Source organism: Amycolatopsis sp. 505 (assembly GCF_031625235.1).
Classification (GTDB): domain Bacteria; phylum Actinomycetota; class Actinomycetes; order Mycobacteriales; family Pseudonocardiaceae; genus Amycolatopsis.
This window is the reverse complement of sequence record NZ_JACKQP010000008.1, coordinates 159517-179502: the sequence shown is the minus strand read 5'-3', so window position 1 is coordinate 179502 and position 19986 is coordinate 159517. Positions and strand designations below refer to the sequence as shown.

The 19986-nt window shown below is 72.2% G+C and carries 17 protein-coding genes; 13 read left to right on the top strand and 4 right to left on the bottom strand.

All coding sequences use genetic code 11. The features are described 5' to 3' along the window. Positions 1-189 precede the first annotated feature (189 nt). The gene (locus tag H5965_RS28650) at positions 190-654 is read right to left on the bottom strand and encodes a metallopeptidase family protein (RefSeq protein ID WP_103341201.1); all 465 of its coding nucleotides are present in this window, start codon (positions 652-654) and stop codon (positions 190-192) included. 79 nt (positions 655-733) lie between these two features. Between H5965_RS28650 and H5965_RS28645 the strand changes: the two genes are divergently transcribed. From H5965_RS28645 to manA, 5 genes are all read left to right on the top strand, one after another. Then, positions 734-1087 carry a DUF3499 domain-containing protein gene (locus H5965_RS28645; RefSeq protein ID WP_033261311.1) on the top strand — a complete coding sequence of 118 codons (354 nt, stop codon included), beginning with the start codon at positions 734-736 and terminating at the stop codon, positions 1085-1087. Positions 1088-1167: 80 nt separating this feature from the next. Further along, positions 1168-2523 carry a phosphomannomutase/phosphoglucomutase gene (locus H5965_RS28640; protein ID WP_310973492.1) on the top strand — a complete coding sequence of 452 codons (1356 nt, stop codon included), beginning with the start codon at positions 1168-1170 and terminating at the stop codon, positions 2521-2523. Between the two features lie 86 nt (positions 2524-2609). After that, positions 2610-2831: a Trm112 family protein gene (locus tag H5965_RS28635; protein ID WP_310973491.1), complete on the top strand. Its 222-nt coding sequence runs from the start codon at positions 2610-2612 to the stop codon at positions 2829-2831. After that, positions 2815-3909 carry a hypothetical protein gene (locus H5965_RS28630; protein WP_310973489.1) on the top strand — a complete coding sequence of 365 codons (1095 nt, stop codon included), beginning with the start codon at positions 2815-2817 and terminating at the stop codon, positions 3907-3909. Before H5965_RS28635 ends, H5965_RS28630 begins: the two co-directional genes overlap by 17 nt. 53 nt (positions 3910-3962) lie before the next feature. Then, complete coding sequence (manA, locus tag H5965_RS28625) at positions 3963-5192, top strand: mannose-6-phosphate isomerase, class I (protein WP_310974167.1); 1230 nt, start codon at positions 3963-3965, stop codon at positions 5190-5192. Between the two features lie 594 nt (positions 5193-5786). Here manA and H5965_RS28620 read toward each other — a convergent pair. Continuing rightward, a complete protein-coding gene (locus tag H5965_RS28620; protein WP_310973487.1) occupies positions 5787-8714 on the bottom strand; it encodes a BTAD domain-containing putative transcriptional regulator in 2928 nt (975 codons plus the stop codon). Between the two features lie 166 nt (positions 8715-8880). Between H5965_RS28620 and H5965_RS28615 the strand changes: the two genes are divergently transcribed. The 3 genes from H5965_RS28615 (at position 8881) to H5965_RS28605 (ending at position 12366) form a co-directional block, all read left to right on the top strand. Further along, complete coding sequence (locus H5965_RS28615) at positions 8881-9798, top strand: cation diffusion facilitator family transporter (RefSeq protein WP_310973485.1); 918 nt, start codon at positions 8881-8883, stop codon at positions 9796-9798. Between the two features lie 88 nt (positions 9799-9886). After that, positions 9887-11413 (top strand): amino acid permease, encoded by a 1527-nt coding sequence (locus H5965_RS28610; RefSeq protein ID WP_310973483.1) that lies wholly within the window; start codon positions 9887-9889, stop codon positions 11411-11413. Positions 11414-11682: 269 nt separating this feature from the next. Further along, complete coding sequence (locus H5965_RS28605) at positions 11683-12366, top strand: LPXTG cell wall anchor domain-containing protein (protein ID WP_310973481.1); 684 nt, start codon at positions 11683-11685, stop codon at positions 12364-12366. Between the two features lie 51 nt (positions 12367-12417). On the opposite strand, the gene H5965_RS28600 is transcribed toward H5965_RS28605, so the two are convergent. Further along, the gene (locus H5965_RS28600; protein WP_310974165.1) at positions 12418-14676 is read right to left on the bottom strand and encodes a hypothetical protein; all 2259 of its coding nucleotides are present in this window, start codon (positions 14674-14676) and stop codon (positions 12418-12420) included. 92 nt (positions 14677-14768) lie between these two features. Between H5965_RS28600 and ahcY the strand changes: the two genes are divergently transcribed. From ahcY to H5965_RS28585, 3 genes are all read left to right on the top strand, one after another. Continuing rightward, positions 14769-16241: an adenosylhomocysteinase gene (ahcY, locus tag H5965_RS28595; RefSeq protein WP_310973479.1), complete on the top strand. Its 1473-nt coding sequence runs from the start codon at positions 14769-14771 to the stop codon at positions 16239-16241. A 72-nt stretch (positions 16242-16313) separates the two neighbouring features. After that, positions 16314-16655, top strand: coding sequence for a VOC family protein (locus H5965_RS28590; RefSeq protein WP_310973477.1), 342 nt, complete (start codon positions 16314-16316; stop codon positions 16653-16655). Between the two features lie 130 nt (positions 16656-16785). Further along, positions 16786-17199 (top strand): YjdF family protein, encoded by a 414-nt coding sequence (locus H5965_RS28585; RefSeq protein WP_310973476.1) that lies wholly within the window; start codon positions 16786-16788, stop codon positions 17197-17199. Between the two features lie 148 nt (positions 17200-17347). On the opposite strand, the gene H5965_RS28580 is transcribed toward H5965_RS28585, so the two are convergent. Further along, the gene (locus H5965_RS28580; protein ID WP_003085563.1) at positions 17348-18346 is read right to left on the bottom strand and encodes a hypothetical protein; all 999 of its coding nucleotides are present in this window, start codon (positions 18344-18346) and stop codon (positions 17348-17350) included. Between the two features lie 247 nt (positions 18347-18593). Between H5965_RS28580 and H5965_RS28575 the strand changes: the two genes are divergently transcribed. Then, a complete protein-coding gene (locus H5965_RS28575; RefSeq protein WP_310973473.1) occupies positions 18594-19172 on the top strand; it encodes a papain-like cysteine protease family protein in 579 nt (192 codons plus the stop codon). Then, positions 19169-19918 carry a hypothetical protein gene (locus H5965_RS28570; RefSeq protein ID WP_310973472.1) on the top strand — a complete coding sequence of 250 codons (750 nt, stop codon included), beginning with the start codon at positions 19169-19171 and terminating at the stop codon, positions 19916-19918. The genes H5965_RS28575 and H5965_RS28570 overlap by 4 nt, the downstream gene beginning before the upstream one ends. The last annotated feature ends 68 nt before the right edge of the window (positions 19919-19986 follow it).

Here is a 19986-nt window from a genome sequence, read left to right as displayed (position 1 = left end):
CGCGCTCCCGGCCGCCGGTCCGCGCGTGGCGATGTCGCGGCCGCCTTGCGCCTCCGGCCGCCGGAGCGCAGCGTGCCCGGCCTGGCCAGCGCCCCCACCCGCCGGGTTCGATGCCCGGCCGGAGGTCGCGAATGACTCATTGCGGACCTCCGGCGTCCCGAATGAGTCATTCGCGACACCGCCCCTGGCCTACTCGCCCTCGATGACGTCCGGCTCCACCCCGAGGTACCCGGCCACCTGCTCCACCAGCACGTCGTGCACCAGCTCGGCCAGCTCCGAAGGGTCCTTCGCCCGTGCCTCCAGCGGCCGCCGGTACAGCACGATGCGCGCCCGCGTCGGCAGGCCCGTCCGGTCCACCCCCGCCGGGACCAGCCTCGACAACGGCACCGCTCCGTCGTGGAGCACGCCGTCCGCCGGGGAGTGGCCGTTCTCGCGGATCTCCGGCACGTCGTCGACCGCCACGTCCAGCTTCGTCAGCTCGTGGCGCCAGCGGGCCTCGATCGGCTCCAGTGCGTCGAGCACCAGTGCGTCGAACCTCTCCGCGCGGCTCGCGGCGGCGGGCAGGGTTGCCGGATACAGCGTCCCGCGCAGGCCCCGGCCGTGCCGGTCCCGCCGCGAGCGCCGCCGCTGTCGGTAATCACGTGCCGTCGCCACGCCCGAAGTCTATGCGGTCCGCACGTCCCAGCGCGTGTCGCTCCTCCAGGCTTGCGGTGACGCGCTATCGTTTCGTTTCGTGCGGAGCGTACGGAAGTGTTCGCGTACTGGCTGTCTCGAGCCAGCTGTGGCCACGCTGACGTATGCGTACAGCGACTCCACCGCCGTCGTCGGCCCGCTGGCCACCGCCTCCGAGCCCCACTCGTACGACCTCTGCGAAGCCCACGCGCTGCGGCTGACCGTCCCCAAGGGCTGGGAAGTCGTCCGGCACGAAGGCGCCTTCGCCGCTCCGGACCCGTCGGCCGACGAACTGACCGCGCTGGCCGAGGCCGTGCGGGAGGCCGGGCGGTCCGACAAACCGGCTCCCGCGCCCGAGCCGGAGGGCCCGTCCGGGCGCCGCGGCCACCTGCGTGTGCTGCCCGGTCGCGCCTGAACGCGTAACCCACTCACCCCGCCGGTAGGCTTTCCGCGCGGCGCAGCGGGCGCCAGGACGACTATTCGCGGGGAGACGGCGTGCCAGACCTTTCGGGCATCGTGAAGGCCTACGACATTCGCGGCGTGGTCGGCGAGCAGCTCGACGCGGACCTCGTCCGCGACTTCGGCGCCGCGTTCGCCCTGCTCATCAAGCCGGAAGCACCCTCGGTGGTGATCGGCCACGACATGCGCGACTCCTCGCCGGCCCTGGCGGCCGCGTTCGCCGAGGGTGTCACCTCGCAGGGCCTCGACGTGGTCAGCATCGGGCTGGCCAGCACCGACCAGCTGTACTTCGCCTCGGGCTCGCTGAACCTGCCGGGCGCGATGTTCACCGCCAGCCACAACCCGGCCAAGTACAACGGCATCAAGATGTGCCGGGCGGGCGCGTCGCCGGTCGGCCAGGACACCGGGCTCGCCGAGATCCGCGACACCGTCGAGCAGGGCGTGCCCGAGTTCGAGGGCCAGCGCGGCTCGATCACCGAGCGGGACGTCCTCGCCGACTACGCCGCCTACCTGCGCAACCTCGTCGACCTGTCGGGCAGCCGGCCGCTGAAGATCGTGGTCGACGCCGGGAACGGCATGGGCGGGCACACCGTCCCAACCGTGTTCGAAGGGCTGCCGATCGACGTCGTGCCGATGTACTTCGAGCTCGACGGCACCTTCCCGAACCACGAGGCCAACCCGCTGGACCCGGCGAACATCGTCGATCTGCAGGCGAAGGTCCGCGAGGTCGGCGCCGACGCCGGCGTGGCCTTCGACGGCGACGCCGACCGCTGCTTCATCGTCGACGAGCGCGGCGAGCCGGTTTCGCCGAGCGCGATCACCGCGCTGGTCGCCGTCCGCGAGCTGGCCAAGGACCCGGGCGGCACGATCATCCACAACCTGATCACCTCCAAGGGCGTCCCGGAGATCGTCGCCGAGCACGGCGGCAAGCCGGTCCGCACCCGCGTCGGGCACTCGTTCATCAAGGCCGAGATGGCCAAGACCGGTGCCATCTTCGGCGGCGAGCACTCCGCGCACTACTACTTCCGCGACTTCTGGCGCGCCGACACCGGCATGCTGGCGGCGCTGCACGTCCTCGCCGCGCTCGGCGAGCAGACCGGCCCGCTGAGCGACCTGACCAGCGCGTACTCCCGCTACGCGGCCTCGGGGGAGATCAACTCCACGGTCGACGACCAGGTCGCGAAGATGATGGCGGTCAAGGACACCTTCGGCACCCGCTCCGGCGTCGAGATCGACGAGCTGGACGGCCTGACCGTGCAGCTGCCCGGCGGCGCCTGGTTCAACCTGCGCCCGTCGAACACCGAACCGCTGCTCCGGCTGAACGTCGAGGCCGCGAACGCCGAAGCCGTGCAGGGGCTGGTGGACGAAGTACTCGCGATCATCCGCAACTGACCGTCCACGGTGAAGGGCGGCCGCGGGGCCGAACTGTGTCCTTGAAGTGCCCTTCACCACACCTTCTCGCGTGGTATGGAGGAACCATGGCCATCACGCTCGACGCCCAGCTCCTCGAGATCCTGGCGTGCCCGTCGCCCGATCACGCCCCGCTCCGGCCGGGCGCCCCGGACGACCCCGAGGCCGACGCGCTGACGTGCACGGAGTGCGGCCGGGTGTACCCGGTCCGTGACGGCATCCCGGTGCTGCTGCTCGACGAAGCGACCCTGCCGGGTGACAGCGGAAATCCCGATGCCGACAGTGCTTGACGACTCGTTGCTCGACGACCCCGCGCGCCTGGCCGAGGCCGACAGCGCGGGGTTGCTCCGGGCTGCCGCGATGGCGGGCGCCCAGGTGCGGGCGACCGCCGAGCTCGCCGCGGAACTGGAGCTGTCCGAGCGGCTCGACATGGGCCGCCCGCGCGCCGTCGTGCTGATCGACCGGCCGGGGGTGAGCCGCACGCTGACGCGGCTGCTGGCCGCCCTGCTGGCGCCGTCGTGCCCGGTCCCGGTGGTCGTCGCCGAGGTGGTGCCGAGCTGGATCGGCGCCCTCGACGTCGTGTTCGCGCACACCGACGACCCGGGTGACCGGGAACTCGCCGCGTCGCTGGAGCGCGCCGCCCGCTACGGCGCCTCGGTGGTGCTTTCGGCGCCGTCGGAAGGCCCGGTGGCGGCCGCCGTGGCCGGCAAGGGCATCCTCCTGGCGCCGCGGATCCCGGTGCCGCCGGAGCTCGCGTTCCCGCGCGGCCTGGCCGCCGGGCTGCTCACCGCGAACGCGCTGGGCCTGCTGATCTCCGACGTCCAGGTGCTGGCCGACCAGTTGGACCTCGAAGCCGAAAAGGACTACCTCGCGCGGGAGTCGTTCGCGAACCCGGCCAAGGCCCTGGCGCTGCGCGTCGCCGACCGCGTGCCCCTGCTGTGGGGGCTGGACCCGGTCGCGGTCGCCGTCGGCGAACACGCTGCGCACGCATTCGCCGCCCACGCGGCCACGGTGTGCGACGTCGAGGACTATCGTCAGGCCCTGGCGCGCCCCGCATTGCGGCGGGCGGCGCAATCAGGTGGCGCGGAGCGTGACATCTTCGCCGATCCGGACGATCCCTCTGGTGACATCCCCACCCGGGTGCTGCTGCTCTCGGTGCGGACCGGTCCGGCCACGGACGCGGCGCGCTACCAAGCCGAGGATCTGCTGCCGGGTGCGGACGTCATCGCGCCGGCCGAGGAGATCGAGGCCGACGAAATCGTGCGGGCCGCGGTGCTGGCACTGCGGTTCGAACTGGCGGCGGTCTATCTCGGGCTGGCGGCGGGCAGCATCGGCGGCGCGGGCCGCTTCGCCCCCGCGACGGCGTGAGACCCGCCTAGCACCGGCGCGGCCGGTGCCGAAGGAGTGGAGTTGAGGTGACAGTGGAGCTGCTGCGCAATGCGGTGCGGCCCTACGCCTGGGGATCGCGGACGGCGATCCCCGAGCTGCTGGGCCGTCCGGTACCCGCGCCGCACCCCGAGGCCGAGCTGTGGATGGGTGCCCACCCGGGTGACCCGTCGCACGTCATCGGCCCCGACGGGACCGAGCGGAGCCTGCTCGAGCTGGTGGACGCCGACCCGGTGACCCAGCTCGGCGAGCGCTGCGCGAAGCGGTGGGGCGGGCGGCTCCCGTTCCTGTTGAAGATCCTCGCGGCGGAGGAGCCGCTGTCGATGCAGGCGCACCCGTCGGCGGCCCAGGCCGCGGAGGGGCACGCCCGCGAGGAGCAGCTCGGGATTCCGAGGGACGCGGCGAACCGGAACTACCCGGATCCGACGGCGAAGCCGGAGCTGGTCTGCGCGCTGACGGAGTTCCACGCGCTGGCCGGGTTCCGCACCCCGGACCGGACGGTGAAGCTGCTGAAGGCGATCGAGACGCCGGGGCTGGCGAAGTACACGGGGCTGCTGGAGGCCCAGCCGGACCCGGACGGGCTGCGGGCGCTGTTCACGACGTGGATCACGCTGCCCCAGCCGTCGCTGGATTCGCTGCTGCCGGAGGTGCTCGACGCGTGTGTCCGGCACGTCCAGGAGCACGGCGAGTTCGCGGTCGAGTGCCGGACGATCCTCGAGCTGGGTGAGGCCCACCCGCGCGACGCGGGCGTGCTGGCGGCGTTGCTGCTGAACCGCTTGACGCTGCGCGCGGGCGAGGCGATCTACCTGCCGGCGGGCAACCTGCACCTGTACCTCCACGGGACGGCCGTGGAGATCCTGGCGAACTCGGACAACATCCTGCGGTGTGGTCTGACGCCGAAGCACGTGGACGTCCCGGAGCTGCTGCGCGTGGTGGATTTCGCGTGCGGCGAGATGCCAGTCCAGTGCGGCGACGTGGGTGGCCGGATGGCGGTGTATCGCACGGACGCACCGGAGTTCGAGCTGTCCCGCGTGGAGTGGCCGGCGGGCCAGGACGACGAGATTTCGGTCGACAGCGTCGGGCCCCAGATCCTGCTGTGCACGGCGGGAGCCCTGCTGGTGACGGCGGACGACGGCGAGAGGGTCGAGCTGAGGCGGGGCCAGTCGGTCTGGCTGCCGGCGGCGGACCCGCCGGTCCGGATCCGCGCGACGGGCGGAGAGCGGGCCCAGCTCTTCCGCGCGACGGCGGGCACCTGCGAAGACTGACTCACGTTCGAGGCTGGGCCTTTCTGTGTGCGTTCCGTGTGGCGGCCTCCGCCACGATCAACACCAAGGGGGGACCCTGGTGCGCTGATGCGCGCCGCCGGGTCCGCTGGGGGTGGCGCCGGTCGAGTATCGCCCGGCGTCCGTGGGCTGCAGGTGGTGCCGCGAGGGGGCGGCACCACTCCGGCGGCCGGCTGGCTGAAGGGCGCTGCGAGGGGGCGGCACCACTCCGGCGGCCGACTGGCTGAAGGGCGCTGCGAGGGGGCGGCACCCGGCACGAGGCTGCGGCCACCTGGCAGGGGGGCGAGGGGAGCGGCCGCCGGCGAGGAGGCCACCCCCGGCAGGCCGCGGCGAGACGGGTGGTGCGGTGAGGGGGCAGCACCACCCCGTCTCGCCCGCGGCGGCCCCTGGCGGCTCGAGAAGGCGGGCTTGGTGTGCGGTGGTAACCCGGCCGTGCCCGGCGAGAATCGAAGCCTGGTGCGCCCTGGCCCGCCTCCCCGACTGGCCCGTCCGCCAGCAGGCTGCGCCCGCCGAGGCGGCCAGGTCTGCCGAGCCGGCCAGACCTGTCGCGCCGTCCGCCCAGCCAGGGCCGCGCCGCTAAGCCCGCTCGGTCAGTGCCAACAGCGCCCGCCTCAACGCGGCCGCGCTGGCGTCGCGGGGGTTCAGGAGCTCCGCCGCCTCCGTCGCCGCGGCCGCAGCCGCCGACGAATCGCCTGCCGCCGAATACGCCCGGTGCAACACCAGCCACGTCAGCCCTGTTGCCGCCCTTCCGCCCATCTCGCGGAACTCGTCCAAGCACGCGCGCAGCACCGGGATCGCCTGCGCCGCCCGTCCTTCGCCGATCCAAGCCGCCGCCAGGGCTCGGGTGCACGACAGCTCTCTCGGCCGCTCGTCCAGCTCGCGGGCCAGCTCGCGTGCCTCCTCGAACGCCGCCGTCGCGTCGTCCCGCAGTCCCGTTGCCGCCGAGATGGCGCCATGCGTGCGCAACGACTTCGCCAGTGCCGAACGCGCCATCGTCCCGCGCAGCAGCTCCACCGACTCCGCGATCGCCGCCAGCGCGCCCGCGTCGTCGCCCGTCAGCAGGGACGACCACGCGAACCCGTGCAGGGCCTCGCCGATCACCCGGGCGTCGCCGGACGAACGAGCCGCCCTCAGCGCCGTCCGGTCGACCTCGTGGGCGTCGGAAATCCGGCCCAGCCGCAGCAACGCCGCCGACTCCGCCGCCCGGACCCAGCCGAGTTCGGCCGCGGAACCGTCCACTGTGAACAGTTCGTGGGCGTGGGCCGCCGCCTCCAGGGCCTCCTCCGCGCGGCCCAAGCCGATCAAGCAGTGCGCCAAGTTCGCCGACACCCACGCGTGCGTGCGGCGATCGCCCGCGGACTCCAGTTCCTTGGCACACGCCCGATAACGGACCGCCGCCTCCTCGTACTCGCCGCGCGCGTGCCGCAGCAGCGTCAGCGTCGCCTCCGCCACCGTCGCCAGCGGGGGATCCGCGGCCGACACCGACTCGTACGCCGCCCGCATGTCGGCGTACTGGCCGTGCAGGTAGAGGTAGACGCCGAGGCGGTCGAGCAGCAGCAGGGCGTCCCGCGGGCCGAGCGTGCCGATCAGCAGCACCAGGTTCGCGCGCTCGGCGGCGAACCAGTCGTCCGGACGCGCCAGCAGCCGCTCCACCAGCGAATCCGGCAACGGCTGTGCGGGCGGCTCGGGAGCCGGGGGCGGCATCGGCACCGTGCGCGGCAGCCGGGCCGCCGCCTCGTCGGCGAGCGCGAGCGTGGCCGCCAGCACCGTGCGGAGACCTTCGCTGGGCACCGGATCGTCGAGCTCCGCCGCGTACAGCCGGACGAGGTCGTGCATCCGGTAACGACCTTCGCCCGTCTGGTCCGCTCCGAGCGCCTCCAGCAGGCTTGCCTCGACGAGCTCTTCGACGGCCTCGTCCGGGTCGTCGACCAGGGTGGTGACCGCCCACGCCGGCAGGTCCGCGAGGCGGCAGCGCCCGAGCAGCCGGAACGCCCGCTGCGCTGGTGGACGCAAGGCTTCGTAGCTCAGCGCGATGCTGCTCCGGACGGCGAGGTCGCTCACGGTCAGCTCGTCGAGCCGCCGGACCTCGTCCTCCAGCCGGCCGGCCAGCTCGCCGAGCCGCAGGTGCGGGCGGATGGCCAGCCTGCTGCCCGCGATCCGCAGCGCCAGCGGCAACCGCGCGCACGCGGTGATGATCCGCTCGGCCTCGACGCGTTCCCGGTCCACCCGCGCCCCGGCCAGGCGGTGCAGCAGCTCGGCGGCGTCCGCGCCGGACAGGGGACCGAGGGCCAGCCGGTGGGCGCCGGCCAGCCCGCTCAGCCGCCGCCGGCTCGTCACGAGCACCGCGCAGCCCGGCGTGCCCGGCAGCAGCGTGCGGACGTGCTCGGGGTCGACGGCGTCGTCGAGCACCACCAGCACCCGCCGGTCGGTGAGCCGGCCGCGGAACACCGCCGCGCGCGCCCGGACGTCGTCCGGCACCGCCGGGCCGGGGACACCGAGCGCGCGCAGCAGGTCGGCCAGCACCTCCCCGATGTCACGGCCGGCCAGCGGCACGTACAGCTGGCCGTCCGGGAACCGTGGGCGCAGCCGATGCGCGGCCCGCACGGCGAGGGTGCTCTTGCCCGCTCCCGGTTCGCCGCTGAGCACCGCGACCGGGACGCCGATGCCGGCTCCGAGCACACCCGTCAGCTCCGCCAGCTCGGTGTCGCGGCCGGTGAAGTCCCCGATGTCCGGCGGGAGCTGGCACACCGGCCACACCGCGGGCGCCAGGCGCGGCACCGGGTCCTCGCCGCGCAGGACGGCCGCGTGCACCCGGCGGGCCTCCGCGCCGGGCTCGACGCCGAGTTCCTCGATCAGCGTGGTGCGCAGCCGCCGGTAGACCTCCAGCGCGCTGCCCTGCTGCCCGGCTCGGTGCAGCGCGATCATCAGCTGCGCGGCCAGCCGTTCGCGCAGCGGGTGCTCGGTGATCATGGCCTGCAGCTCGCCGGTGAGCTCCCCGTGCCGCCCGGCGGTCAGCTCCGCGTCGACGCAGTCTTCGAACACCGCCAGCCGCTCGGACTCCAGCCGGGCGATGTCCGCGTCGAGCCGCGGCACGTGCAGCCCGGCCAGCACCGGCCCCCGCCACAGCGCGAGCGCCCGCCGGTAGTGCCCGGCGGCGGCCACCGGATCCGCGGTCCGCCGCCCCTCGGCGACGGCGGCCCGGAAGACGAGCAGGTCGAGCTCCGCCGGCTCGACGTCCAGCCGGTAGCCGGCCGGGCCGTGCTCGACCCGCAGGCCCTCGATCCGCTCGCGCAGCCGCGAGAGGTAGGTGTGCAGGTTGGAGGTGTACGACTTGGGTGGCCCGTCCGGCCACAGCGCCTCGACGAGCACGTCGACGGGGACGGGCCGCCCGGCGTTGAGCAGCAGCACGGCCAGCAGGGTGCGCTGCCGTTCCCCGCGCAGGACCACCCACCGGCCCGGCGGGCTTTCGACGGCGAGCGGACCGAGCACGGCGAAGTGCGCCATGTCACCTTCCCGGGTGAGGCCGACAGGAAATCCCACGGTAGCGAAGGGGTACGACAGAACCGGCGGCCGCGGTGGACGGCCAGGATTCTCCGGCCGGTGACGACCGGGCGGGACCGGCCCCATTAGGCTCCACCCGGACATTTCAGGACCTACCAGGGGAGCGGTCGTGTCAGCTGGAGGCGGAACCAAGGCGATCCTCGCGGCACTCGGGGCGAACGCCGGGATCGCGGCGGCGAAGTTCGTCGGCTTCCTCGTCACGGGGTCGTCGTCGATGCTGGCCGAGTCCGTGCACTCGCTGGCCGACACCACGAACCAGGGCCTGCTGCTGCTCGGCCAGAAGACGTCGAAGCGGGAAGCGGACAAGGAGCACCCGTTCGGCTACGGCCGCGACCGGTACTTCTACTCCTTCATCGTCGCGCTGATGCTCTTCACGCTCGGCTCGGCTTTCGCGATCTACGAAGGCATCCACAAGATCGGCCATCCGGAGCCGCTCGAATCGCCGATCGTCGCCGTGATCATCCTGGTGGTCGCGGTCGCCTTGGAGGGCTACAGCTTCTACACCGCCGTCGGCGAGTCGAGGAAGATCAAGGGCGACGCGAGCTGGTGGGGCTTCATCCGCCAGGCCAAGGAGCCCGAGCTGCCGGTGGTGCTGCTCGAGGACGCGGGAGCGCTGCTCGGCCTGGTCTTCGCGCTGCTCGGCGTCGGGCTCTCGGTCGTCACCGGCGACCCGGTCTGGGACGGCGTCGGCACCCTGGCGATCGGTGCGCTGCTCGGCGTGATCGCGATCATCCTGATCATCGAGATGAAGAGCCTGCTCATCGGCGAAGGCGCCAACGAGGGTGTCCTCGCGACGATCGTCGACGAGCTCGCCGCGGGCAAGGTCGAGCGCGTCATCCACATCCGCACCCAGTACCTGGGCCCGGACGAGCTGCTCGTCGCGGCGAAGCTGGCGCTGGTGCCCGGGCTCGACACCGCCGAGGTGGCGACGGCCATCGACGACGCCGAGGCCCGCGTCCGCGCCAAGGTGCCGGTGGCCCGGCTGATCTACCTCGAGCCGGATCTGGACCGCAGCATCGCGCGGTAGCCGCGTCCGTCTTCGGCGAGCCGTCACCGACCTGACCCGATAGGGTGACCTACTGCGATACATGCAGGCCAGCCGCAGGAGGTCAACGGTGCCCGGAACGGGATTGTGGCGCACTAAATCGATCGAACAGTCCATTGCGGACACCGACGAGCCGGACACCAAGCTCCGGCGGAACCTGAGCGCGTGGGACCTCACGGTCTTCGGCGTCGCCGTGGTCATCGGTGCCGGCATCTTCACGCTGACCGCGCGGACGGCGGGTGACTACGCCGGGCCCTCGGTGTCGCTGGCCTTCGTCTTCGCGGCGATCGCCTGCGCGCTGGCGGCGCTGTGCTACGCCGAGTTCGCCTCGACCGTGCCGGTCGCGGGCAGCGCGTACACGTTCTCCTACGCCACCTTCGGCGAGTTCATGGCGTGGATCATCGGCTGGGACCTGATCCTCGAGCTCGCCGTCGGCGCGGCAGCGGTGTCCAAGGGCTGGTCGGTGTACCTCGAGACGGTGCTCGGCTACCTCTTCGGCAAGGGCACGAAGACGACGTTCGACATCGGGAGCGTCACCGTCGACTGGGGCGCGCTGCTCGTCGTGGCCATCCTGACGACGCTGCTGGCGGTCGGCACTAAGCTGTCCTCGCGGGTCTCGATGGTGATCACCGGGATCAAGGTCGCCGTGGTGCTGTTCGTGATCATCCTCGGCCTCTTCTACATCAAGGGCGCCAACTACACGCCGTACATCCCGCCGGGCGAGACCGGCGGGGCCGGCCAGACCGGGGTCGACCAGTCGCTGTTCTCGCTGATCGCGGGCGGCGCGAGCAGCTCGTTCGGCGTCTTCGGCCTGCTGGCCGGCGCTTCGCTCGTGTTCTTCGCCTTCATCGGCTTCGACATCGTCGCGACGACCGCGGAGGAGACCCGGAACCCGCAGAAGGCCGTGCCGCGCGGGATCATGGGCTCGCTGGCCATCGTGACCGTCCTGTACGTCGCGGTGTCGCTGGTGGTCGTCGGCATGACGTCGTACAAGGACCTCGCGACCAAGGCGGGCGACGGCAGCCACAAGACCCTCGCGACGGCGTTCTCCGCGAACGGCGTCGACTGGGCGGCCAACATCATTTCCTTCGGTGCGCTGGCCGGCCTGACCACCGTCGTCATGGTGCTCATGCTGGGCCAGGTCCGGATCATCTTCGCGATGTCCCGGGACGGCCTGATGCCGCGCGGCCTGGCGAAGACCGGCGAGCACGGCACGCCGAAGCGCGCGACGCTGATCGTCGGCGGGCTGGTCGCGCTCGCGGCCGGGTTCTTCCCGGCGGACAAGCTCGAAGAAATGGTGAACGTCGGCACGCTCTTCGCGTTCGTGCTCGTCTCGGCCGGGGTACTGGTGCTGCGCCGGACGCGGCCGGAGCTGCCCCGGGCGTTCAAGGTGCCGCTGGTGCCGCTGATCCCGATCCTGGCCATCCTCGCCTGCCTGTGGCTGATGCTGAACCTGACCGTGCTGACCTGGCTGCGGTTCATCGCCTGGATGGTGGTCGGGGTGCTGCTCTACTTCGGCTACAGCCGCCGGCATTCGCTGCTCGGCAAGCGGCAGGCCGAAGGGCTCGACGAACCCGTGAAGGCACCCGAAGCCTGACTTGCGCGGTAAAAGCCCCGCCCTCCTGGACACCCAGGTCGGCGGGGCTTTTTGCGTTTGGTTGCGTTATGCGAGGTTACGACTTGATCAAGACGATCTTGCGATTTGTGCGCAAAGGGGGACCCCCTGTAAGCGGGTGCGTGACGTGCGATACCTTTCGATCCTTCGTGTGCCACTGACGGGTGAATTACAGCCGCGTGATTCCCACGCGCAGTGGCGTACGGTCCCCCGATTTTGCCGTTCCTCCCCCGTTCGGTACTGGAGAACTCATGCGCAGACGTTCCTTCCGCGGCGCCGTCGCGGTCATGGCGCTCACCACCGCCGCCCTGATCGGGACCGCCGGTTCCGCTCTCGCCTGCTACAGCGACGACAACCGTCCCCACCCGACGCCGGGCAAGCCGACGCCCTGTGCCGACGGCAAGGTCCTCGACCAGAAGGACGTCGTCTTCGAGCTGACGAAGAACAACACCCGGCTGAACATCAAGTCGGTCAACGAAGGCGTCACGGTCACCCGCATCGTCGTGGTCGGCGGCGACGACGGCTTCAACGACTACACGCCGGGCAAGAAGCTCGACAAGAACGCCCCGTGGAACGACCTTCGTGCGCCGTTCAACTACAACGGCAGCCAGCCGAAGATCGACAAGTGGTTCCTGTGCGGCACGAAGACCACCAAGCCGACGCAGCCCACGACCCCGACGACCAAGCCGTCCGCGCCGGCGACGACGACCACGACCGCGAAGCCGAGCACCCCGGCGACCTCGGACACCTCGGTGTCGCCGACCAGCTCCACCGCTCCGGCCGTCGTCCCGGCGGGCAACGAGTCGGGTACCGGTGGCGGCCTGGCCAACACCGGTTTCGACAACAGCTGGCTGATCTGGGTCGGCGCGCTGCTGCTCGCCGCCGGTGGCGGCCTGCTCGCGCTGCTGAAGTTCCGCCGCAAGGCTTCCGAGTGAAGCTGAGCTAGTCCCCGGTCGAAGGCCCCTCGCTCCGCGCGCGAGGGGCCTTCACCGTTTCGGGGGGAAGTCCCCGAACAGCGAGCCCTGCTCGCCCCAGGACGGCTTGCCGAGGCCGGCGGCCATCGCGACGGCGTGGTCCCATTCGGCGTCCACCACGTAGTCCTGGTGCTTGAGCACCCCCGGCGCCCAGCGGTGCCGCCCGGTCGGGCCGCGCAGCGGGTCCGGCAGCCAGTGGTCGCCGCCGAGGATCAGGACGCCGGTCCCGTCGGCCGTCGCCGAGACCGGGCCGAAGCCGCCCTCCGGGAGGAACCCGACGCCGTGCAGCCGCCGGTCGGCGACCGAGTGCCGCCAGGTCGTCACGCCGCCACCGAAGATGTCGGTGCCGCGGCACAGGGCCCGCCAGCGGCCGTCGAGGTCGGCGAAGAGCCGTTCCAGCGCTTCCTGCGGCAGCAACGCGGGGAAGGCGCGCTGGTAGCCCCACTGCAACGGCGAGCCGGCGGTCAGGACGCCGACGCGTTCGAGGTCCGCTTTCGGCAGCTCGGCCGCCAGCCGGGCGGCGGCCATGATCGTGAGCAGGCTGCCGAGGTTGTAGCCGGAGAGCACCACGCGCGTGCCGGGTTCGGCGAGGTGTTCGCGGGCCCGGGCGGCCAGTTCCGGCACGACCTTCAGCGCGTAGCAGGGCGGGACCGTCGGGTGTGCGGCCCGCGGCCAGAAGCAGACCAGGTCGGCCAGCGCGCCGAGGTGACGGCTGCGCTGCGGCGTGCGCGCGGCCGTGTAGACCACGCGCAGCAGGCCCGCGGCCAGCGCGCCGAGCGCGACCACGCCGATCGCGGACAGCGGCTTGAACCAGCCCGGGACCAGCCCGAACCCGAACCGCAGCACCAGCAGGGCCGCGCCGCCCGCGGACATCGCGCTCGCGACGGCCAGCGCCAGGTGGTGCAGGTGCCGCCGTTCCCACGCCGACCGCGCCCAGGCCGCCGCGGCCTGGGCCTCCTGCCGTTCGTCGTGCTCCATCAGCGCCACGATCTCGGGGATGCCCCGCCGCAGCCGCCGCAGCGGGACGGCGACCGCGAAGCCCGCCACGCCGAGCACCGCGGCCAGCGCCAGTCCCGCGCCCCACAGGACCGTGACCAGCAGGTACGTGTCCGGCACCTTCAGCTGCTCCGCCCCGGAGAGCCGCCGGAGCGCCTCGGCGAGCCCGGCCCCGAAGCCGCCGCCGAGCAGGCCGGCCAGCGCGAGCACCGGCGCGGCCGCCCAGCCGCCCATCCACGGCCGCAGCCGTTGCGGCTTGTGCTTCCAGCCGGGCCGGGCCAGCAGTGCCGCCGGGGCGAGGAACAGCGCGAACAGCACGGTGACGGCGACCAGGGCCGCGCCGAGGCCTTCGACGACGCCGTTCGTGCCGGGCAGCGGGCCCCTACCCGGCCTGAGCCGCACGGCGGCGACCACGACCAGCAGCGTCGCGAAGGCGAGCACGCCGGGCCGGGCGAAGCGGCCGGTGTCGACACCGATCGCGGCGGCGACGACGGTGGCGAGCACCACGGCGAGGGTGACGATCCAGACGACGAGGCCGGCGCTGTCGCCCGGCACGCGGAACGGCCCGCCGAGCAGCAGCAGCGCGACCGAGGCCAGCGCCGCGACGGTGTGCAGGCAGCGCAGGGCCGGCGTCTCGGGGTCGGCGCGCATCCGCAGAGGGCCGCCGGTGAGGTCGCCGTCGGCGTGCACCGCCCAGGTCGCGCTGGAAATCCGGTGCAGGACGAAGATCACGACCAGCAGCGGGAGCACGCCGACGGCGATCCGGGCGGCCGTCGTGCGGAGGACGTCCGGGACCACCGGCAGGCAGCCCGACCCGGGCGCGAGGCACTGCGCGGCGAAGAGGTCGAGCGCGATCGCGGCGAGCTGGCCCATCAGCAGCATCGTCAGCAGCAGGGCGCCCACGCGCAGCAGGCCGCGGCAGACGGCGCCGAGGACGCGCGCGAGACGGCTGTCCGGCGGGATCGGCGGCAGCATCCAGAAGGCGACGTTGGCCAGGGAGAAGGGGAACAGCAGGGCCCAGGTGGCCTTCGCCGCGCCACCCGACGTCATGCCGTGCCAGAGGTAGCCCTCGAGGGTCCGGGGTATCGAACGGCCCAGCGCCGGCAGCACCGGCCCGGGTGCCGGGCGGCGCAGCCGGTCGGCCGGGCGGATCACCCGGCCCAGTCCGTCGCCGGCGACGTCGACGGTCGCCACCGCGTCAAGCAGCGTCTCCCCGCTGGTGCCCACGAGCCCGGCGACACGGATTTCCACGACGCGGGTGTCCGGGCCGGGCATGGGCACGGTAAGGGCCTCCTAACAGTTCCAGTGACAGTCGAGCGGACAACGGTAGTGTTCGGGTGTCATCGAGTCTTGGAGGAATCGCCACTATGACCCCCGAAAGCGTTGCCAAGCGGCACGAGACCCGCAACGGCATCGAATTCGCCGTCGCCGACCTCGAAGCCGCCGAGTTCGGCCGCAAGGAGATCCGCCTCGCCGAGCACGAGATGCCGGGCCTGATGGCGCTGCGGCGCGAATACGCGGAGGTCTACCCGCTGCGCGGGGCGCGCGTCTCGGGCTCGCTGCACATGACCGTGCAGACCGCGGTGCTGATCGAGACGCTGGTGGCGCTGGGTGCCGAGGTGCGGTGGGCCTCCTGCAACATCTTCTCGACGCAGGACCACGCGGCCGCGGCGGTCGTCGTCGGCCCGCACGGCACGACCGAGGAGCCCAAGGGCGTCCCGGTGTTCGCGTGGAAGGGCGAGTCGCTCGAGGAGTACTGGTGGTGCACCGAGCGGATGCTCACCTGGGACGGCGAGGGCCCCAACATGATCCTCGACGACGGCGGTGACGCCACCATGCTGGTGCACAAGGGCACCGAGTTCGAGAAGGCCGGCGTCGTGCCGACCCCGGACGAGAACACCTCGGACGAGTTCCGCGTGTTCCTCGAGCTGCTGCGCACCTCGGTCGCTGCCGACACGGGCAAGTGGACGAAGATCGGCGAAGGCGTCCGCGGCGTCACCGAGGAGACGACGACCGGCGTCCTGCGCCTGTACCAGCTGGCGGCGGCGGGCGAGCTGCTGTTCCCGGCGATCAACGTCAACGACGCGGTGACGAAGTCGAAGTTCGACAACCGCTACGGCATCCGCCACAGCCTGATCGACGGCATCAACCGCGGCACCGACGTCCTGATCGGCGGCAAGGTCGCGGTGGTCTGCGGCTACGGCGACGTCGGCAAGGGTGCGGCGGAGTCCCTGCGCGGCCAGGGCGCCCGCGTGATCGTGACGGAGATCGACCCGATCTGCGCGTTGCAGGCGGCGATGGACGGCTACCAGGTCCGCACGCTGGAGAACGCCCTGCCCGAGGCCGACATCGTGATCACGACGACCGGCAACAAGGACGTCGTGCTGGTCGAGCACATGGCGAAGATGAAGCACCAGGCGATCCTGGGCAACATCGGCCACTTCGACAACGAGCTCGACATGGCCGGGCTGGCGCGCTACCCGGGCATCCGCCGGGTGAACATCAAGCCGCAGGTCGACGAGTGGGTGTTCCCGAACGGCAACACGATCATCGTGCTGTCCGAGGGACGCCTGCTGAACCTGGGCAACGCGACCGGGCACCCGTCGTTCGTGATGTCGAACAGCTTCTCGAACCAGGTGATCGCGCAGATCGAGCTGTTCACCAAGCACGAGGAGTACGACAAGGAGGTCTTCCGGCTGCCGAAGAAGCTCGACGAGAAGGTCGCGAAGATCCACTTGGAAGCCCTCGGCGGGGAGCTGACGAAGCTGACCAAGGAGCAGGCGGAGTACATCGACGTGGACGTCGAGGGGCCGTTCAAGCCGGAGCACTACCGGTACTGAGGTCCCGGCTGGTCGGGGCCGCCCCGGATGTGTTCGGGGCGGCCTCCCGTTCTGCGGCTTCGAGGTGCTGTGATGGTCGACCTGATGGCAGGCATCGCCGTGCTCGACTACGAGCGGGCGCTGGCCTGGTACGAAAAACTCTTCGGGGCGCCGCCGACGTACGTGGTGAGCGCGACCGAAGCGCTGTGGGAGGTCACCGAGCACGGTGCCGTCTTCATAGAGCGCCGTCCGGAGCGGGCCACCGGGCACGCCATGCACGTCCTGTTCGTCGGCGACCTCGACGAGCGCGTCGCGGCGATCTCCGAGCGGGGCATCGAGCCGGTGGGCCGGGAGACCTACGAAAACGGCGTCCGCAAGGTGCTTTACCTCGACCCCGAGGGAAACGAGATCGGCATCGGCGGCGGTCCGGCGTAGGCTGGGGCCGTTCTTGGCTTCACGAACCTCACGGCCCGGTGGGTAGTCCGGGCGGTCCGCTCCGGGCTCGTTGTCCCGTCCAGGGAAACCGGTGACGCCAGGCTGATCCGTCACGCCTGGAGGTTTCCCGATGAGCGGGGTGTTCACGCTGTACCACGACGGCCGGTTCTGGGTCGGCGTCTACGAGATCCACGAAGACGGCCAGGTCCGGGCCGCGCGTCACCTCTTCGGCAGCGAGCCGACCAACGCCGAGCTGGCGGTGTTCGCCGCCGGCCGCGACTTCGCCCGCCTGGCCGACGAAGCCCGCGCGGCCCCGCCGGTGCCCGCCGAGCAGCGGCCGACCGCCCGGCTCAACGCCAAGCGCCTCGCGAAGCTGGCGAAAAAGACCCAGCAAGACGAAGGAATCGGCACGGCCGCCCAGCGCGCCCTCCGCGACGCAGTCACCCAGCACGCGGCAGAGAACAAAGCGGCCCGCAAACGCCGCGCGGCCGCCGACGCCACCCGCCGCCGAACCCTGGCCCGCGCCAAACACCGCGGCCACTAAGTCGTGTCGACCCTTCAATCACGCGTGTCGACCTCAGGATCACGCGTGTCGACCGTTCCGGCCCGGGAGCCGTCGGGCCGGCTTGTGATCCGAGGGTCGACACGCGTGATTGAGGGGTCGACACGCGTGATCAGAGGGTCGACACGGCTCAGTTCCACTCGACGGCGACGCCGGCCAAGCCCGGCCCGGCGTCGCTGAAGAACGCGCTGCTCACCCCGCCCATGTCGCACGCCAGTTCCTCCGCGACCACCGGCAGGGCGTCGTCGCGCGCGCGGACCTGGCGGGTGCAGCGGGCCGGCAGGGCGTTCCGGTCGAACCGGAGCTGGACCAGGTAACTCGCGCACCGGTCGCGCAACATCCGGTAGTACCCCGGCGAGGCCGAGCCCGAGTCGTCCCGGACCTCGAAGCAGAACACGTGGATGTCGCCCTCGGCGAGCTTGCGGTCGAACAGCAGCTCCGTCGCCATCGTGTCCGCGTCCGGGTTGCGGCGCATCCGCCCCACCCGGCAGCCCTCGTCCGTGATCAGCTCGACGTCGTCGATGCGGCAGCCCGGGTCGCCGTTGTACACCGTCAGATACCGGTCCGGCCCGTGGCGGCGTGCGCGCGTCACCAGCCGCGTCCGCAGGCTGACCTGGCGGTGTTCCGCGTCGAACGTGATCGTGTCGTGGACCGACAGCAGCTCGAGGTCCGCGTTGTAGTGGTTCGACGACGGGTACGCGCCCAGCTCGGCCAGCAGGTCCTCGACGATCGAGCCCATGTCGCCGGACCGCAGGTCGTGGAACGACGCCGCCGGCTGGTGGCCGCGGCGGACCAGGCGGGGCCCGATCAGCACCACCAGGGCGTCCGCGGGCAGCTGGAGGACCGATTCCAGGGCCCGGACCGCCGGCAGCGCCTTCGGCACCTCGGGCTGACGCAGCCCGCGCTGCCAGTAACTGAGCGTCGACTGTCCGATTTGGACGCCGCGCAGCGCCAGGTGGGCGCGCAGCCGGGCCAGCGAGAGCCCGCGATAGGCGATCGCCAGCCGCAACGCGTGGTGGAACTCGCCGGTGCGCAGGGCCTCGGTCAGCTCTTTGGGCAGTTCGGCGACCGATGCCCGGGTCGTGCGGGCGCCATCGATGATCAGTGGGAGGTTCCCGTCTTGTGCCACCGCTCGTCCCTTCACCCGACCAGTGTGTGCGCTGGGCGTGAACACCGCGGAACGTTCACGTTAGCAGCGTAGAGTGGCCGTGCCGACCCCCGTTCAGGGTGGTTGGCCTCGTTGAGGTGAGCGTTCCGCGTTCCGGCTGCCCCCCGGAACGGTCCGTTCCTCCGGATGGCGTTCTTGCTCCTTGTGACCGCGTTGTTCACCGTTGTGACCACCGCTGGTTCGCCCACGTTCGAGCAGGAGGCCGTCCGTGCTGGTGAAGTCGAGCCAGGTCCACGCCGTACTGGCAGTGAGCCTGCTGTTGTGCCTGGTCGCCCCGCTGCAGGCCCAAGCAGCCGCGCCCGGAGTGCCGTCGACCTACCGGAACCAGATCGCCCTGCAGCTCCAGCAGAAGAACCAGTGGTGCTGGGCCGGCGCGGGCAACACCATCGCCGCCTACCACGGCACGGTCGTCAGCCAGACGCGGTTCTGCCAGCTGGCCCACGGCGAGACCGGTGCCGACTGCGCGAACCTCCCCGGCACGCTCGCCGACCCGCAGCGCGCCTTCGCCCGGCTCGGCTTCGGCTCGCCGGGCCGCTACCTCGACCGGCGCATCTCGTATGCGGACGTCCGGACGCAGACCGCGGCGGACCGGCCGGTCGAGACCCGCGTCGGCTACCGCTCGGGCGGCGGCCACACGCACGTCCTCTACGGCTACGACACCCGCGGCGACTGGGTGTTCTGGGGCGACCCCGGCCCCGCCCGGCGCTACAACTGGTCGACCTACGGCTACTACACGCAGAACTCGTCGTTCACCTGGACGCACACGCTCACCGGGATCGCCCGATGAGCAGGCGGGCGCTCGTGCTCGCCGTGCTGACCGGCGCGGCGCTGCTGATGACGGCTCCGGTGTCAGGCGCGGCCCAGGCCGCCGTCATCAGCAGCGCCGACGCCTCCGCGGCGCACCGCGCGGCCGAGGGGTTCCAGGACGTCCTGGTCCGCTTCTTCGCCCAGGCCCCGGGCGCCCAAGGCCCGGTGAAGGTGCAGATCGCGCCGGACGCCTACCCCGTGTACGAACTGTCGCCGGACTTCGTCGCGGGCAAGCCCGGCGCGGCGCCGGGTGACTTTGCTTACTTCGCGATCCCCGCGCGCGCGTCGGACGGCCGGACGGCGACGCTCTGGTCGGTCCGCGGCGCGGACGGCGCCTGGCAGATCGGCAACATCGCCTCGGGCGACGTCGAGGGCGAGTACGCCCGGAAGCTGCCCACCGGCGCCCAGCTGCTGCACGAACCGCAGGTCGACGCCTGGTACGGGGTCCGCGACGGCCGGGTGACGTCGCTGGCCGACGGCAACGTGGTCGCCGGCTACCAGCGGATCGTCGAGGCGCGCTACGCCGACAAGCTCCCCGGCTCGGCCTACGCCCGCGACGGCGAGGCCGGCGGCTACGACGCCACCTCCCAGGTGATGCCCCGCGGTGACGGCGGCCCGGCACCGTCCGGCCACGACACCGGCTGGGTGCCGCTGCTGATCCTCGTCGGCGTGCTCGCGATCAGCGGCCTCGGCTACGTGTTCCACCTCCGGCGGCACCCCGCCTAGACGAACCGGCGGGCTCGGCGTCGATCCCCTTCCACCGAGCCCGCCGGTCCACCACCGTTACTGTGATC